The 13,710-nt window shown below is 72.5% G+C and carries 13 protein-coding genes; 8 read left to right on the forward strand and 5 right to left on the reverse strand.

Annotated features, from left to right (window positions below; translation table 11 throughout):
- Window positions 1-49 precede the first annotated feature (49 nt).
- Window positions 50-868, reverse strand: coding sequence for an SAM-dependent methyltransferase (locus ACH4UM_RS32525; RefSeq protein ID WP_398187214.1), 819 nt, complete (start codon window positions 866-868; stop codon window positions 50-52).
- A gap of 217 nt (window positions 869-1,085) precedes the next feature.
- On the opposite strand from ACH4UM_RS32525, the gene ACH4UM_RS32530 reads away from it, so the two are divergent.
- Both ACH4UM_RS32530 and ACH4UM_RS32535 read left to right on the forward strand, forming a co-directional pair.
- Window positions 1,086-1,331: a hypothetical protein gene (locus ACH4UM_RS32530; RefSeq protein ID WP_398187217.1), complete on the forward strand. Its 246-nt coding sequence runs from the start codon at window positions 1,086-1,088 to the stop codon at window positions 1,329-1,331.
- A 191-nt stretch (window positions 1,332-1,522) separates the two neighbouring features.
- Window positions 1,523-2,410, forward strand: a complete 888-nt coding sequence (locus ACH4UM_RS32535; RefSeq protein WP_398187219.1) for a Gfo/Idh/MocA family protein — start codon at window positions 1,523-1,525, stop codon at window positions 2,408-2,410.
- Window positions 2,411-2,503: 93 nt separating this feature from the next.
- Here ACH4UM_RS32535 and ACH4UM_RS32540 read toward each other — a convergent pair whose 3' ends face one another.
- Window positions 2,504-2,782, reverse strand: coding sequence for a GlsB/YeaQ/YmgE family stress response membrane protein (locus ACH4UM_RS32540; RefSeq protein ID WP_398187222.1), 279 nt, complete (start codon window positions 2,780-2,782; stop codon window positions 2,504-2,506).
- Window positions 2,783-3,047: 265 nt separating this feature from the next.
- On the opposite strand from ACH4UM_RS32540, the gene ACH4UM_RS32545 reads away from it, so the two are divergent.
- Window positions 3,048-4,160: a PP2C family protein-serine/threonine phosphatase gene (locus ACH4UM_RS32545; protein WP_398187224.1), complete on the forward strand. Its 1,113-nt coding sequence runs from the start codon at window positions 3,048-3,050 to the stop codon at window positions 4,158-4,160.
- Between the two features lie 16 nt (window positions 4,161-4,176).
- Here ACH4UM_RS32545 and ACH4UM_RS32550 read toward each other — a convergent pair whose 3' ends face one another.
- Together ACH4UM_RS32550 and ACH4UM_RS32555 are read right to left on the reverse strand one after the other, a co-directional pair.
- Window positions 4,177-4,617 carry an Lrp/AsnC family transcriptional regulator gene (locus ACH4UM_RS32550; RefSeq protein WP_398187227.1) on the reverse strand — a complete coding sequence of 147 codons (441 nt, stop codon included), beginning with the start codon at window positions 4,615-4,617 and terminating at the stop codon, window positions 4,177-4,179.
- A gap of 50 nt (window positions 4,618-4,667) precedes the next feature.
- The gene (locus ACH4UM_RS32555) at window positions 4,668-6,017 is read right to left on the reverse strand and encodes a transaminase (RefSeq protein WP_398187229.1); all 1,350 of its coding nucleotides are present in this window, start codon (window positions 6,015-6,017) and stop codon (window positions 4,668-4,670) included.
- 407 nt (window positions 6,018-6,424) lie between these two features.
- Here ACH4UM_RS32555 and ACH4UM_RS32560 point away from each other — a divergent pair, with 407 nt between their 5' ends.
- Together ACH4UM_RS32560 and ACH4UM_RS32565 are read left to right on the forward strand one after the other, a co-directional pair.
- Window positions 6,425-6,892 carry a hypothetical protein gene (locus ACH4UM_RS32560; RefSeq protein WP_398187233.1) on the forward strand — a complete coding sequence of 156 codons (468 nt, stop codon included), beginning with the start codon at window positions 6,425-6,427 and terminating at the stop codon, window positions 6,890-6,892.
- A 135-nt stretch (window positions 6,893-7,027) separates the two neighbouring features.
- Window positions 7,028-8,296: a cytochrome P450 gene (locus ACH4UM_RS32565; protein WP_398187236.1), complete on the forward strand. Its 1,269-nt coding sequence runs from the start codon at window positions 7,028-7,030 to the stop codon at window positions 8,294-8,296.
- A gap of 503 nt (window positions 8,297-8,799) precedes the next feature.
- On the opposite strand, the gene ACH4UM_RS32570 is transcribed toward ACH4UM_RS32565, so the two are convergent.
- Window positions 8,800-10,305 (reverse strand): helix-turn-helix domain-containing protein, encoded by a 1,506-nt coding sequence (locus ACH4UM_RS32570; protein WP_398187239.1) that lies wholly within the window; start codon window positions 10,303-10,305, stop codon window positions 8,800-8,802.
- Window positions 10,306-10,686: 381 nt separating this feature from the next.
- Between ACH4UM_RS32570 and ACH4UM_RS32575 the strand changes: the two genes are divergently transcribed.
- The 3 genes from ACH4UM_RS32575 (at window position 10,687) to ACH4UM_RS32585 (ending at window position 13,684) form a co-directional block, all read left to right on the forward strand.
- Entirely contained in the window at window positions 10,687-11,307 is a 621-nt protein-coding gene (locus ACH4UM_RS32575; RefSeq protein ID WP_398187242.1) for an L-threonylcarbamoyladenylate synthase, read from the forward strand.
- Between the two features lie 165 nt (window positions 11,308-11,472).
- Window positions 11,473-12,228 carry a dienelactone hydrolase family protein gene (locus ACH4UM_RS32580; protein WP_398187245.1) on the forward strand — a complete coding sequence of 252 codons (756 nt, stop codon included), beginning with the start codon at window positions 11,473-11,475 and terminating at the stop codon, window positions 12,226-12,228.
- 262 nt (window positions 12,229-12,490) lie between these two features.
- Window positions 12,491-13,684, forward strand: a complete 1,194-nt coding sequence (locus ACH4UM_RS32585) for a glycoside hydrolase family 64 protein (protein ID WP_398187248.1) — start codon at window positions 12,491-12,493, stop codon at window positions 13,682-13,684.
- Window positions 13,685-13,710 lie beyond the last annotated feature (26 nt).

Raw genomic sequence — 13,710 nt, forward strand, 5'->3', positions numbered from 1 at the left:
GAACCACCGTCGGCGGTTCCGAAAAGGGCATCATCCGCCTCCGGCCGCGCTAGCGGACCAGGCCCACGCCGCCGAACTCGACCCACTCGTGGGTGAGCTGACGGGGCGCCACCTCGGTGTCCGGTCGCCAGGTGGACACCTCCACCAGGCCGGGTTCGAGTATCTCCAGCCCCTCGAACCACTCGGCGACGTCCTTCTCCTCACGCACCCGGCCCCAGTGACCCTGCGTGGCCTGGTCCATGAAGTTGGTGACGAAAGCGCGGATCCCCGGGTCGTCGCTGACCAGTTGGCACATCAGCATGATGCTGCCGGGCGCGAGCCGGGCGCGTACGCGGTTGGCCACCGCGAGCGGTCCGTCCGTTTCACTGTCCGGGATGCAGTGGAAGACCGAGTTGAACAGCACGGCGACCGGCTGCGAGAAGTCGATCAGCCGCCGGGTCTCCGGGTGCGCGAAGATCTCGTCGGTCCGCCGCATGTCGGCGTGGATGACGGCGGTGCGCTCGTCCTGCTGCAGCAGGGCCCGGCCGTGGACCAGGACCATCGGGTCGTTGTCCACGTAGACCACGTGCGTCTTGGGGTCGATGCGCTGGGCGACCTGGTGGACGTTGTCCTGGGTGGGCAGGCCGGAGCCGTGGTCGAGGAACTGCCGGATCCCGTAGTCCTCGGCGATCGTCCGGACGGCGCGCTGGAGGAAGCGCCGGTTGTTCAGGGCGAGCCGGCGGGTGCTCGGGACGACCTTGTCGAGTTCCTCGCACGCGGCGCGGTCCGCCGCGTAGTTGTCCTTGCCGCCCAGGTAGTGGTCGTACATGCGCGCGGCGGTCGGCACGTTCTCGTCGATCTTCGTGGACAGCTGGTTCTCCGCAGGCATCGTTCCCCCAGAATCGCCGACTCCACCGCGCCAACCGGGCCGGTTTCACTGAGAGTACAGCCTGCGGAGCCCGCGTTTGCCCAAACCGGTCCACAAACGGACGACAGCGGCCGGCCGGCTCGCCGACCTGCCCGATCGTCACGATTTCTTCACTAACGGGAACTCTTCGACCCCGCGGTTCTGAGCACTCGGACCTCGTGTCGGCCGAGGAGGCCCGGTGGTCCTTGTCGCTGTTCTGTTGCTGCCACTCATGTCCGTCCTGCTGCTGGTGATGGACCGGCTGGAGGACCGTGTGTCCGATCCGGCTCGGGTGCGGGGCCGGCACGCCGGGCACCGCAGGCATCTGCGGCTGATCCCGGGCAGCCGCCGGAACGCCGGGGCCGATGCGGGTCCGTTCGAGTCCGGCCAGGTCGAAGGCTCCTCGGTCGAAGGCTCCTCGCAGGAGCGGCGCCGGGCCGCCTGACCCGCGTCGCCCGCGACGCGCGGTGTGCGGCGTCGCCCGGCCCCGGCGACGCCCTTCGTCCGCGGACCTGCCCACCCTGCCCGGTTTTCGCCGCAAGCCGCTCATCCCACCCGGTTTCTGTGGCACGCTCGGCCGCGATCGGCCGCGGGACGCGGCCCTCGACCTGATCGGCACAGCGGAGAGGCAGCGGTATGCGCATCGGACTGCTCGGCACCGGCCCCTGGGCTCGAATGGTCCACGCTCCCGCCCTGAGCGGGCACGGCGAGCTGGACTTCGCCGGCGTGTGGGGGCGCCGTACGGCCGCCGCCAAGGAACTGGCCGAATGCCACGGCGTCCGCGCCCACGACGACGTCGACACCCTGCTGGCCGACGTGGATGCGGTCGCCGTCGCCCTCCCGCCGCAGGTCCAGGCGGATCTGGCGGTCCGCGCCGCGCGGGCCCGGTGTCACCTGCTGCTCGACAAGCCCCTCGCCACCACCGTGGCCGAGGGCCGCGCCGTGGCCGAGGCCGTCCGGGAGGCCGGTGTCGCCTCGGTGGTCTTCTTCACCACCCGCTTCCAGCCCGGGCCGGAGGCCTGGATCGCCGAACAGGCGGGCCGGGAGGACTGGTTCACCGCTCGGGCGCAGTGGCTCGGCGCGGTGTTCACCGGAGACAGTCCGTTCGCGGCCTCGCCGTGGCGCCGGGAGAAGGGCGCGCTGTGGGACGTCGGTCCGCACGCGCTGTCGGTGCTGCTGCCGGTCCTGGGGGACGTGCGGCGCGTGACGGCCGCCGCCCACGGCCCCGGGGACACCGTCCATGTGGTCCTCGACCACGTCGGCGGCGCATCCAGCACCCTGACCCTGAGCCTCACCGCTCCGGCTGCCGCCGCGGGGGCCGCAGTGGAACTGCGGGGCGAGTCCGGGGTGACCCTCCTTCCGGAGAGTTCCGAGGGCGCGGTCCCCGCCCTCCGCCGTGCCGCGGACGCGCTGCTCACCGCCGCGCGCACCGGGCGCCCGCACCCGTGCGACGCCGCGTTCGGCCTACGGGTCACCGAGATACTCGCGGCGGCCGAGACCCTGCTGGCGCACGACGCCGGCTGAGCGGCACGCGCATGGCCGGGCTGAGGGACGCAGCCCGGCCACTCGGGGTCGGCCACCCGGCGTCGCACACGGACGCCAGACATGACCATGTCATTATGCGTGCCGGTGGGAACGGCGGTTGCCCGTGACGACCCGGTACAGCACCAGCAGGATCAGCGAGCCGACGATCGCGGCGATCCAGGTCGACAGGTCGAAGAAGCCGTCGATCGAGTCGACCCCGAAGATGACCTTCCCCAGCCAGCCGCCGAGAAGCCCACCGGCGATGCCGATCAGCATGGTGATGATGATGCCGCCCGGGTCCTTGCCCGGAAGAAGCAGTTTGGCGATGGCGCCGGCCAGCAGACCGATCAGAATCCAGGCGATGATTCCCACGTCGTCTCCTCCAAGTGCATCGGAAGCAAGTGTCTTTATCGGATGCACACAACGGACGACGGCAAACCTGGTACGTGACGTCCGGCCTTCGGAGCTGCCGTCTCCAGGCTCCCGCGCTCAAGTGGCCCTCGGACCGGATCGATACGCACGCCCGGGCACCAAACCCACCCATCAGGGACCCGGCTGACCCTCACGCCGTTCCAGCCACGGGTCCGGCCGGCGGCCTCGGCGTGCGGGACGGGGTCCGGCGTAGCAGCGTGGTGGTGTGGTGAAGCTGCCTGTCCCGGTGCCGCGCCGGGACCCGGACCGGCGGGGCTGGCTGCGCGGCGCCCCACCGCCCCGCTGGGTGCGGGTGCTGCCGCCCGCGCTGGTCGTCGCCGTGTGCGTGGCCACGCTGCTGAGTCCGAACCCGCTCGACATCGGCTTCCTGCTGGGCGCCATCCCGCCGCTGGCAGTGCTGTCGTACGGGCCGATCGCGACCGCCCTGCTCGGGGTCGTGGTGGTCACCGTGCTGAGCGTGCCGGTCTTCCAGCTCAACCGCCCCGGCGACACCGACCTGGGGACCATCTGCTTCGTCGCCGTGCTGAGCGTCTTCCTGTCCTATGTGCGCAGCCGCCGTGACGCGCAGCTGAACCTGGAGCGCACGGTCGCCGAGGCCGCACAGCGCGCCGTCGTCCCGCCGCTGCCCGAGCGGGTCGGCCCGGTGCGCTGCGCGGGTCTGTACCGGGCCGCGCAGCGCGGGACGCTGGTCGGCGGCGACTTCTTCGACGTGCGCCAGGGGCCCCACGGCGTACGGGCGGTCATGGGGGACGTACAGGGCCACGGCCTGGCGGCGGTGTCCACCGTCGCCTCGCTGCTGGGCAGCTTCCGTGAGGCGGTGCTCGACCGCCCGGACGTCGCTTCGGTCGCGGCCGCCCTGGACCGCCGGCTGGTGGTGGACGCGCAGGAGGTGCGGCACGCGGAGCTGTTCGCCACCGCGGCGGTGCTGGAGTTCTCCGGGGACGGGCGGTCGGTGCGGGTGGTGGCCTGCGGCCATCCGCCCCCGGTCCTGCTCCGGGACGGCAAGGCCACGGAGGTCGAGGTCGCGCCCTGGACCCCCCTGGGCCTCGGCCTCTCCGACGGCATCCCGCGGCCGGACGGGCACACCGTGCTGCTGCGGCCCGGGGACGTGCTGTTCCTGGCCTCCGACGGCGTCACCGAGGCGCGTGACGCCCACGGCACGTTCTATCCCCTGCTCGACCGGCTGCCCAGGCTCACCGATCTGGACCCGGCCGTCCTGGCGGACCATGTCCTGGCCGATCTCCTGGCGTACTGCGGGACCGTCCGCGACGACGTGACGATGCTCGTCCTCACGTCCTGCCCACCGGACGGTCCCTGACCGGGCCCGGCCGGCGTCAGCCCACGTCCCACAGGAACCGGTGGGTGTGGATGCCGAAGTACGGGAACGACTGGACCTGCCGAACGCCCTCGATCGGACGGACCACGTCGTTGACGAAGTCCAGCAGGTCCCTGGGCCCGGGGGTGACCACCTCGGCGAACAGGTCGAACCCACCGGAGGTCAGGACCGAGTAGACCACTTCGGCGCGCCCGGCCAGTTCGTCGGCGACGGCCCGCGGGTCGCCGTCCACGCCGATGCCGAGCAGCGCCATGGCCTGCCCGCCCATGGCCATCGGGTCGGTCACGCCGACCACCTGGACCGCCTTGGAGTCCAGCAGGCGTTGCAGCCGCTGGCGGGCCGCCGAGGCGGACAGGCCGACCTTGGGGCCGAGGTCGGCGTACGCGATACGTCCGTCGGTCTGCAGCTCGCGCAGGATGGCCCGGTCGATCTCGTCCACGTGCTCCGCTCTTCCTCTCCGGCAGGATCTTCCCAGCGTAGTGGTGAGGGTCAGCCGGCCAGTTCACTCAGGGCGGCGGCGAAGACCCCGGTGTGCGTGTCGACGTCGGACTCGGTCGTGTCGGGGCACATCAGGGCCATGTTGTGGAACGGGGTGAGCAGGATGCCCCGGTTGGCCAGGTAGAGGTGGAGGAAGTCCTCCAGCACGGCGTCCGCGGCGGCCGCCGACTCCGTGCCGTTGCGCGGCGCGGGGTCGGCGAAGCGGTACTCGGTGCGGGCGCCGAGGCGGCTGACCGACCACGGCAGCGTGTGGGCCTCGATGGCCGCCCGCACCCCGGCCTCGAAACGCCCGGACAGCTTCGCCATTCGGGCGAAGGCGCCGTCGGTGAGCACGTGCTCCAGCGTCGCCCGCATCGCGGCGACCGAGAGCGCGTTGCCCGCGAGGGTGCCGCCGACGCCGCCCATGTCCACCAGGTCGAGATCGGCGCGGCCGAGCAGCCGGTCGGCGAGGCCTGCGGACAGTCCGTAGGCGCCGGCCGGGATGCCGCCGCCGATCGCCTTGCCGATGGTCAGCAGGTCGGGCTCCAGGTCCCAGGCCGCGGTGCAGCCGCCGGGGCCGGCGGAGAAGGTGTGCGTCTCGTCGTTGATGAGCAGCGTGCCGTGGCGCCGGGTCAGGTCACGTACGCCGGCCAGGTAGCCGGGCTCGGGCAGCACGATGCCGATGTTGGTGAGCGCCGGTTCCATCAGGACGGCGGCGACGTCGCCGTGGGCGAGTTCGCGCTCCAGTTGAGCCAGGTCGTTGAACTCCGCGACCCGGCTGGTCAGGGTGACGTCGCAGGGCGCTCCCACGTTGCCCTCGCGGGCGGTGCCCCGGCCGTCCGGGCCGACGACGATGAGCGACTCGTCGACGCTGCCGTGGTAGCAGTAGCTGTTCACCAGGATCTTGGGGCGGCCGGTGACCGCGCGGGCGAGCCGGATCGCCCAGCGGTTGGCGTCGGTGGCGGTGAGCGAGAAGCTCCAGCGAGCGAGCCCGAAGCGCCGGGTGAGCTCCGCGCCGACCCACTCGGCGTCCTCCGTGGGCAGCATCGCCGTCGCTCCCCCGAGCTCGGTGTACCGGCGTCGCACCGCCTCGGCCACCACCGCCGGCGAGTGGCCCGCCATGGCGCCCGTGTCCCCCAGGCAGAAGTCGATGTACTCGTGTCCGTCGACGTCGGTGATCCGGGCGCCCCGGGCGGAGCCGAGATAGCGGGGGAACGCGCCGGCGGTCTTGTTCATCCAGGTCATCGGCACCCGTCCGAAGAGGTGCTCGGCGCGGTCGTAGGCGGCCTTGGAACGCGGGTTGCGCCGCTCGGCCTCTGCGCTCTCACGGGCGAGCAGGTGGTGCAGACGAGTGCGGTCCATGGGGTGTCCCGGTGGGTCGGAGTCGGAGGAATTCCTGGATCGTACGAGCGAAATCGCGACTATGACAAGATTCTGCTTCAGATTCGAGTGTCATAACAACTGATTCGAGTGTCACAGCAGGGACCAGGACGCACCCGCCGACGCCGTCACGGATGCCGGCGCCGCCAAGCCGCCCGCGCGCTGTCGAACGGGGCACCGGAGCCCGAACACCCGGGACCGAATCGCCAGGTCGCGCCACCCCTTCCGCCGCATAGAAATATCTACGAGCATGCGTGTGCCGGGTCGGCGCGCAGCCGACGGTCCACACCCGGCTGCCCCTCCCCCTCCCCCCTGCCGACGGGCCGACGGGCCGACGGGCCGACGGGCCGACGGGCCGACGGGCCGACGGACGAGCTTGGGAGCGGAACATGACCAGTGCGATGTGGGCGCACGGCGTGGAGTGGCTGGCCGCCGCCGCGCCGGACCCGCGAGCGTGCAAGCGGGCGTGGGACCAGGGCAGCGGCATCGCACTGCTGGAGGCCGGCCGCTTCTGGAACATGCTCAGCGTCCCCGACCGACTGGGCCTGCTGACCCTGGACATGCTGTGGCAGCCCACTCTGCCCGTCCCCGGGCCGACGCTGGTCGACACGGCAGCCGGCCGGGTCGGCTTCTTCCTGCCACCGGATCCGGAGGAGCGGTGGATCGGCGCGGGGGTGCGCCATGCCGGCAAGGGGTCGTGGGTCGCGGTGCCGCCGCCGTACCGGCCCGCCCCCTTCATGGAGTGGCTGGTCCCGCCGGACGGGTCCGGCTCGCTGCACCGCCCCGCCACGCTGGAACAGGCACTGCGTCAGGCCAACGGCGCGCTCGCCGTACTGGCACGTCCGGGCGGAGAGTGACCTTCTCGGCCCAACTCAGCTTAGGGTCAAGGCATTTCGGGCACCCGGGGCGGAGAGGAACGGTAACCGGCCAGTTTCGCGGGGAAGTTCACTTCCGCCGAGCGAGAGCGGTCGATGACGGTGTCTACTGTGCTCGTGACTGTGTCCGGCCGTATCGCCCTCGACCCGTTCGGCGCCGACATCCGCGCCGAGCGCGCCCGGCTGCGCGCCCTCGGACCGGTCGTGCCCGTGGAGCTGCCCGGCGGTATCCCCGCCTGGGCGCCCACCGGCTACGACACTCTCAGGGAACTGATCCTGAACCCGCGGGTCAGCAAGGACGCGCGCACGCACTGGCGGCTGTGGTCCGAGGTCGGCGAGCACCCCTCGTGGGGCTGGATCCTCGGCTGGGTGGGCGTCGTGAACATGCTTTCCACCTACGGCCCCGACCACGCGCGGCTGCGCAAGCTCGTCGCGCCCAGTTTCACGAGCCGGCGCACCGAGGCGATGCGGCCGCGCGTGGAGGCCATCACCGCGGAGCTGCTGGACGCGCTGGCGGCCGCGGGGGCCGGCGGGCAGGTGGTGGACGTGCGGCAGGAGTTCGCGTATCCGCTGCCGATGCGCATGATCTGCGAACTGTTCGGTGTGCCGCGGGAACTGCGTGAGGACACCGCGCACCTGATCGCGGCCATCATGGACACCTCCGACCCGGGCCCTGAGCACGCGGAGTTCGTGCAGCGGCAGATCGCCACCGTGCTCGGCTCGCTGGTCGCCCACAAGCGGGACCGGCCCGGCGACGACATGACCACGGAGCTGATCCGGGTACGGGACGAGGACGGCGACCGGCTCGGCGACGAAGAGCTGCTCCACACGCTGCTGCTGGTGATCGGCGCCGGCTTCGAGACCACCGTCAATCTCATAGGGAACGCGGTCGTCGCCCTGCTGACGCACCCGGGGCGGCAGGCGGCGGTGTGTGGCGGAACGAGCGGAGCGGGCAGGGGCGGCGGCGAGAGCGGAACGACCGGCTGGGGCGGTGTCGTGGACGAGACGCTCCGCGTGCATCCGTCCATCGCCTCGCTGCCGCTGCGGTTCGCGGTGGAGGAGCTGACCGTCGGCGGGGTCACCATCCCGGCCGGGGACGCAATCGTCACGACGTACGCAGCCGCGGGGCTGGACCCGGCGCACTACGGCGACGACGCCGACGTCTTCGACGCCACGCGCGGGGCCGACGACCACCTCGCCTTCGGCATCGGTGTGCACCGGTGCATCGGCGCGCCCCTCGCCCGCCTGGAGGCCCTGACCGCACTGCCCGCCCTCTTCGGCCGTTTCCCGGACCTGCGCCTGGCGGTCGACCCGGGCGAACTGCGCCAGGTCCCCTCCTTCATCGCCTTCGGCTGGCAGGAGGTGCCGGTAAGGCTGGGCGTGTGAGGCGCCTGGTGCGGGCGCCGGTGCAGGTGCCCTGCGGGTCGCCGCCGCCCACCGTCCCCCGGATCACCGCGCCGGGCGCCACGCCCCGGAGCGCGCCACGCCACCGGCCGGCCGGGGCCGGAGGTTCCGGGACCACTGCGACGCGTGCCCGCCGGACAGGAGTGCTGCGCCAGGAATGGTGCGGCAGGAATGGTACGACCCGGACAGACCTGGCAGACACCTCCGGCGGTGCGCGCACGGCCGCGCCGGGCGGAGGCCGGACCGGTCCCCCGTTCCGGTCCCGCCTCCCCGCGCGCGGGACGCGAACCGCCCCCGCGGCGGATCGAACCTACGTGGCACCCGGAGCCGTTGGGTACCGCGGCGCTGCCCTTTCGGTCGGCCGGATGGCTCACCCGTGCACAAGTGAGTCCGGAACGCCCCCATTCATCCCCGGCGAGATTCACTCCCGACTGAATTCGCCCCCGACTGAATTCGCTCCTGCCGGAATGCACCCCCGCAGGGATTCACCTGCCGAGGGCGGGTGGCACGAGGTCACCCACCACCAGGTGCGCCAGGACGACCTCGCACAGGTCGCTGCCGGCGGCGAGGAGCTGGCGCTCCAGGACGGGCTCCGCGCCGCGGACGTGCTCCCGGACGGTCTGCGCGTGGACGCCGAGCAGGAGTGCGGCGCGTTCGGCGTTGCCCCCGGCGGCGATCCAGGTGCGCAGGGTGCCGCGCAGGTCGCGCGCGTCCGCCGTCAGCCGCCCGAGGAGCTCATGTGCCCACGTGCGCAGCGCCGGTCCGGTCAGCAGGTCGGCGAAGCGTACGGTGCCGGTGCGCGGTGCCGGGTCGGCGCCCGGGTCGTGCCCGAGGGCCGCCTCGGAGTTCAGGGCGAGATGGACGGCGGCCCGGACCGTGAGGCGGGAGAAGTCCGCACCGAGCAGCCCCTCCACCCGCTCCATTCGGGCGCGTACCGTGTTGCGGCTCACACCGAGCACCTTCGCCGCGCTCACGGCGGTGCACTCCAGGCCCAGCCGGGTGGTGGCGAGCAGTTCGGCGCGGGTGTGGTGGGGCAGGACGTCCAGCGGCCGCAGCAGCCGGGCCGACCAGGCGTCCAGCGCCTCGGGCTGCATCAGGCGCTCGGGACGGGTGCGCTCGGCGTACACGGCGGTTCCGCCCGGGCGGAACCGGGCGACCGCGAGGGCGCTGACGGCCTGGCCGTACGCCGCGGCCGTACCGGCCAGGCTGTGCCGGGTGCTGCCGCCGAGGAAGGTGCGCGGGCCCGCGTCGGCCAGGGAGCGCAGCTTCTCACCGATCGTGTCGACGGGGGCGACCACGATCACGTGCTCGTCGATGGCCGGGCACCGGACGACGAGGGCCTGCCCGGCGGTGGCCTCCAGACAGTCGGCGGCCAGCCGGTCGCGTTCGTCGCGGTGGACCTCCATGACGTAGACGCAGGCGGTGTCCGTGTCGAGCAGGCCGGGCCACAGGCCCGCGGCCACCCGGCGGGCCGCGACGATGTCCTCCACCATGAGCAGTTGCAGGATGGCCAGCCGCAGGGCGGACGTCGCCTGTTCGAGCCGGTGTCCTGCAGCGGCCGTCTCGTGTGCCCGCAGCAGCAGTTCCACCACCGCGGCGGTGCGGGCGACCATGCCGGAGGTCTGCCGGCCAAAGGGGGTGGCGCGGGAGACGGCCAGCACACCGGCCGCGGGCGGGTGCGGACCGCCCACCCGCACCAGTCGCAGATGACGCCCCCGGTCCTGGAGCGCCGCGGAGGCGAACCGGCCGGCGAGGACGTCCGCCACCAGGTCGTCGTCCAGCAACACCGGCCGCCCGGCGAGGAGGGTGCCGGCGCCGTCCAGGAGACAGGCCGTCCCGTGCACGGCCTCGGCGAGCCAGTCCACGACCTTGCGTACGTCACGCCCGGCCGGCCGCAGCTGGTCGAGGAGCTCCTCCGCCCATGTCGCCCGATGGCTCTCCCAGCCCTCACGGCCCCGCGCCCCGGTTGCCCCGTCCTCTCGGCCGGCCATGTCGGCCCTCTTTCTCGTCCCTCGCACTGACCTCGGCGTTTTCCGGTCGGGGACGTTACCAGGGGGTGTCACGGCACCGTGAGCGGGCAGAGAGGTGGCTTCGCCGGCGTCTCACGGGGGGGGATGGTGAGCAGCCGGCGAAGCCGAGCGCCCGGGACCGGGGGGACAGTCCCGGAGCGGTACGCAGCTCTGGTTCCCCCGGATGCGCCGAATACGCCCGTCATGTTGAAATCCGTATCGCCCGGGTGGGCGTGGACCAGGAGGCCGGTGGGCGTGGATCGGGACGCCGGGCGGCCCGGCGAGCGGCTCGGGGCACGGCCCTGCGAGCCGCCCGGGACCCGCCTGCGCGGCGACCGGTGCCGTACGGCATAAGCTCGGTGAATGGCGAAGTACTTCGACGTGCACCCCGACAACCCCCAGCCGCGCGCCATCCGTCAGGTCGCCGACAGCGTGCGCGAGGGGGCGCTGATCGCGTATCCGACCGACTCCTGCTACGCCCTCGGCTGCAAGCTCGGCAGCCGGGACGGCGTGGAGCGGATCCGGGCGATCCGCCACCTGGACGACCGGCACCACTTCACCCTGGTGTGCCAGGACTTCGCGCAGCTCGGCCAGTTCGTGCGGATCGACAACGACGTGTTCCGCGCCATCAAGGCGTCCACGCCCGGCAGTTACACCTTCATCCTGCCGGCCACGAGGGAGGTGCCGCGCATGCTGCAGCACCCGAAGAAGAAGACCGTGGGGGTACGCATCCCCGACCACGTGGTCACCCAGGCCCTGCTCGCGGAGCTCGGTGAGCCGCTGCTGTCCAGCACGCTGCTGCTGCCGGACGAGGAGGAGCCCCTGACGCAGGGCTGGGAGATCAAGGACCGGCTCGACCATGTGGTGGACGCGGTGGTCGACTCGGGCGACTGCGGCACCGAGCCGACCACGGTCATCGACTTCTCCGGCGGGGAGGCCGAGATCGTGCGCCGTGGGGCGGGCGACACCTCGCGGTTCGAGTGAGAGGCCGGGGACGGGCGGCGGCTGCTGTGGTTCACGGGCCGTGCGTGCGACCATGACCATGATCCGCCCTCCCCCGGATTCCAGACTCCGTTCGAAGGCGGGGGTAAACCCTCACGGCCGGTGAGGCCCTCGCCGGCGACCGAGCAGAGAGGCAGCCGACCCGCCATGACCGCCGTACAGGGACAGGCCGTTGACATCCCGACCGAGGACGGCACCGCCGACGCCTATCTGGCCCACCCCGGCGACGGGCGTCCCCGTCCGGCCGTACTGCTCTACCAGGACGCCTTAGGACTGCGGCCCCACCTGAGGGCGATGGCCGACCGGATCGCCGCGGCCGGTCACACGGTACTGGTGCCGAACGTCTTCTACCGGCACGGGCGCGCGCCCGTCGTGGAGCTGCCGGAGTTCATCGACCTGTCCGCGCGACCGGAGATCTTCGACCGGGTCGGCCCGCTCATCCACTCGCTGACGCCCGAAGTGGCCAGGCGTGACGCGGGCGCGTACCTGCGCCGGCTCGCCGGCCATCCCCTGGTCGCCGCCGGTCCGGTCGCCGTGACCGGCTACTGCATGGGCGCGCGCCTGTCCCTGCTGACCGCGGGCGCCTACCCCGACCGGGTCGCGGCGGCTGCCGGGTTCCACGGTGGCCGGCTGGCCACAGACGCCCCGGACAGCCCCCACCTGGTCGCCGAACACATCAGCGCCGAGCTGTACTTCGGGCACGCGGACGACGATCCCTCCTTGCCGCCGGAGCAGATCAAGCGGCTGGAGGACACACTCACCGCGGCGGGTGTCCGCCATCGCTGCGAGGTCTACGCGGGCGCGCGGCACGGCTTCACGCAGGCCGACACCGACGCCTACGACCGCGAGGCCGACGAGCGGCACTGGGCGGCCCTGCTCGATCTGCTGCGGCGCACCTTCTGAGACCGAGGTCCGAGGCGGCGGACCGGGCAGACCGCCGCCCAGGCGCCCGCGCCCTGGGGGCCGCACCCGCACCCGCACCCGAACACCCGCACCCCGAACGCCGGCTGCCCACAGGCCAGTCCCCCGCAGACCGGTGCCTCTGCCTCCCCGCGCCGTACATCGGCCGTTCTCATTGACATGCACGCGCCCCAGCGTGACTCTGAGAGCGCTCTCACTTCAGGTACGGACCAACTCCGTGCCCCAACCCCCACGGAGGTGGAGCGTGTTGCGCAGACTCAGGTTCCTGGCGGCGACGGGGGCCACGGCCCTCGCCGGCGCGCTGCTCGGACTCGCCGCGCCGGCCCCGGCCGGCGCGGCGGTGCCCGCCACCATCCCGCTGAAGATCACCAACAACTCCGGCCGCGGCGAGCCGCTGTACATCTACGACCTCGGGACGTCCCTGACGACCGGTCAGCAGGGCTGGGCGGACGCGGGCGGCGCCTTCCACCCCTGGCCGGCCGGCGGGAACCCACCGGCACCCGCACCCGACGCCTCGATCCCTGGACCGGCCGCCGGGCAGTCGACGACCATCCGGCTCCCCAGGTTCTCCGGCCGGGTCTACTTCTCGTACGGGCGCAAGCTCGTCTTCAAGCTGACCACGGGCGGGCTGGTCCAGCCCGCCGTGCAGAATCCGAGCGACCCCAACCGTGACATCCTCTTCAACTGGTCCGAGTACACGCTGAACGACGCCGGACTGTGGCTCAACAGCACCCAGGTGGACATGTTCTCCGCGCCGTACGCGGTGGGCGTGCAGCGAGCCGACCAAAGCACCGTCGGCACCGGCCACCTCAAGCCGGGTGGCTACACCGCCGTGTTCAACGCCCTGCGCGCCCAGCCCGGAGGCTGGGGCGGCCTGATCCAGACGCGGTCCGACGGCACCGCGCTGCGAGCGCTCTCACCCGGGCACGGCCTGGAGACCGGCGCCCTGCCGAGCGGTGTGATGGACGACTACATCAACCGGGTCTGGCAGAAGTACGCCACCACGACCCTCACCGTCACCCCCTTCGGGGACCAGCCGGGCACCAGGTACTACGGCCGGGTCTCGGGCAACGTCATGAACTTCACCAACGGCTCCGGCACCGTCGTCACCAGCTTCCAGAAGCCGGACGCCGACAGCGTCTTCGGCTGCCACAAACTCCTGGACGCCCCCAACGACACGGTGCGCGGCCCCATCTCGCGCACCCTGTGCGCCGGCTTCAACCGCTCCACCCTCCTGGTCGACCCCAACCAGCCGGACACCTCGACGGCGGACTTCTACAGGGAAGCGGTGACCAACCACTACGCCCGTGTCATCCACGCCGAGATGGCCGACGGAAAGGCGTACGCGTTCGCGTTCGACGACGTGGGCAACCAGGAGTCCCTGGTCCACGACGGCAACCCGCAGCAGGCGTACCTCACCCTCGATCCCCTTTCCTGAGGGCGGAGTTGGCCGCGACGGGGTCC

Source organism: Streptomyces sp. NPDC020801 (assembly GCF_044334385.1).
Lineage (GTDB): Bacteria > Actinomycetota > Actinomycetes > Streptomycetales > Streptomycetaceae > Streptomyces.

Coding starts and splice junctions, on each gene's coding strand:
- ACH4UM_RS32525 (WP_398187214.1), bottom strand. CDS start 868: ATGCCTGCGGAGAACCAGCTGTCCACGAAGATCGACGAGAACGTGCCG.
- ACH4UM_RS32535 (WP_398187219.1), top strand. CDS start 1,523: ATGCGCATCGGACTGCTCGGCACCGGCCCCTGGGCTCGAATGGTCCAC.
- ACH4UM_RS32555 (WP_398187229.1), bottom strand. CDS start 6,017: ATGGACCGCACTCGTCTGCACCACCTGCTCGCCCGTGAGAGCGCAGAG.
- ACH4UM_RS32560 (WP_398187233.1), top strand. CDS start 6,425: ATGACCAGTGCGATGTGGGCGCACGGCGTGGAGTGGCTGGCCGCCGCC.
- ACH4UM_RS32570 (WP_398187239.1), bottom strand. CDS start 10,305: ATGGCCGGCCGAGAGGACGGGGCAACCGGGGCGCGGGGCCGTGAGGGC.
- ACH4UM_RS32575 (WP_398187242.1), top strand. CDS start 10,687: ATGGCGAAGTACTTCGACGTGCACCCCGACAACCCCCAGCCGCGCGCC.
- ACH4UM_RS32580 (WP_398187245.1), top strand. CDS start 11,473: ATGACCGCCGTACAGGGACAGGCCGTTGACATCCCGACCGAGGACGGC.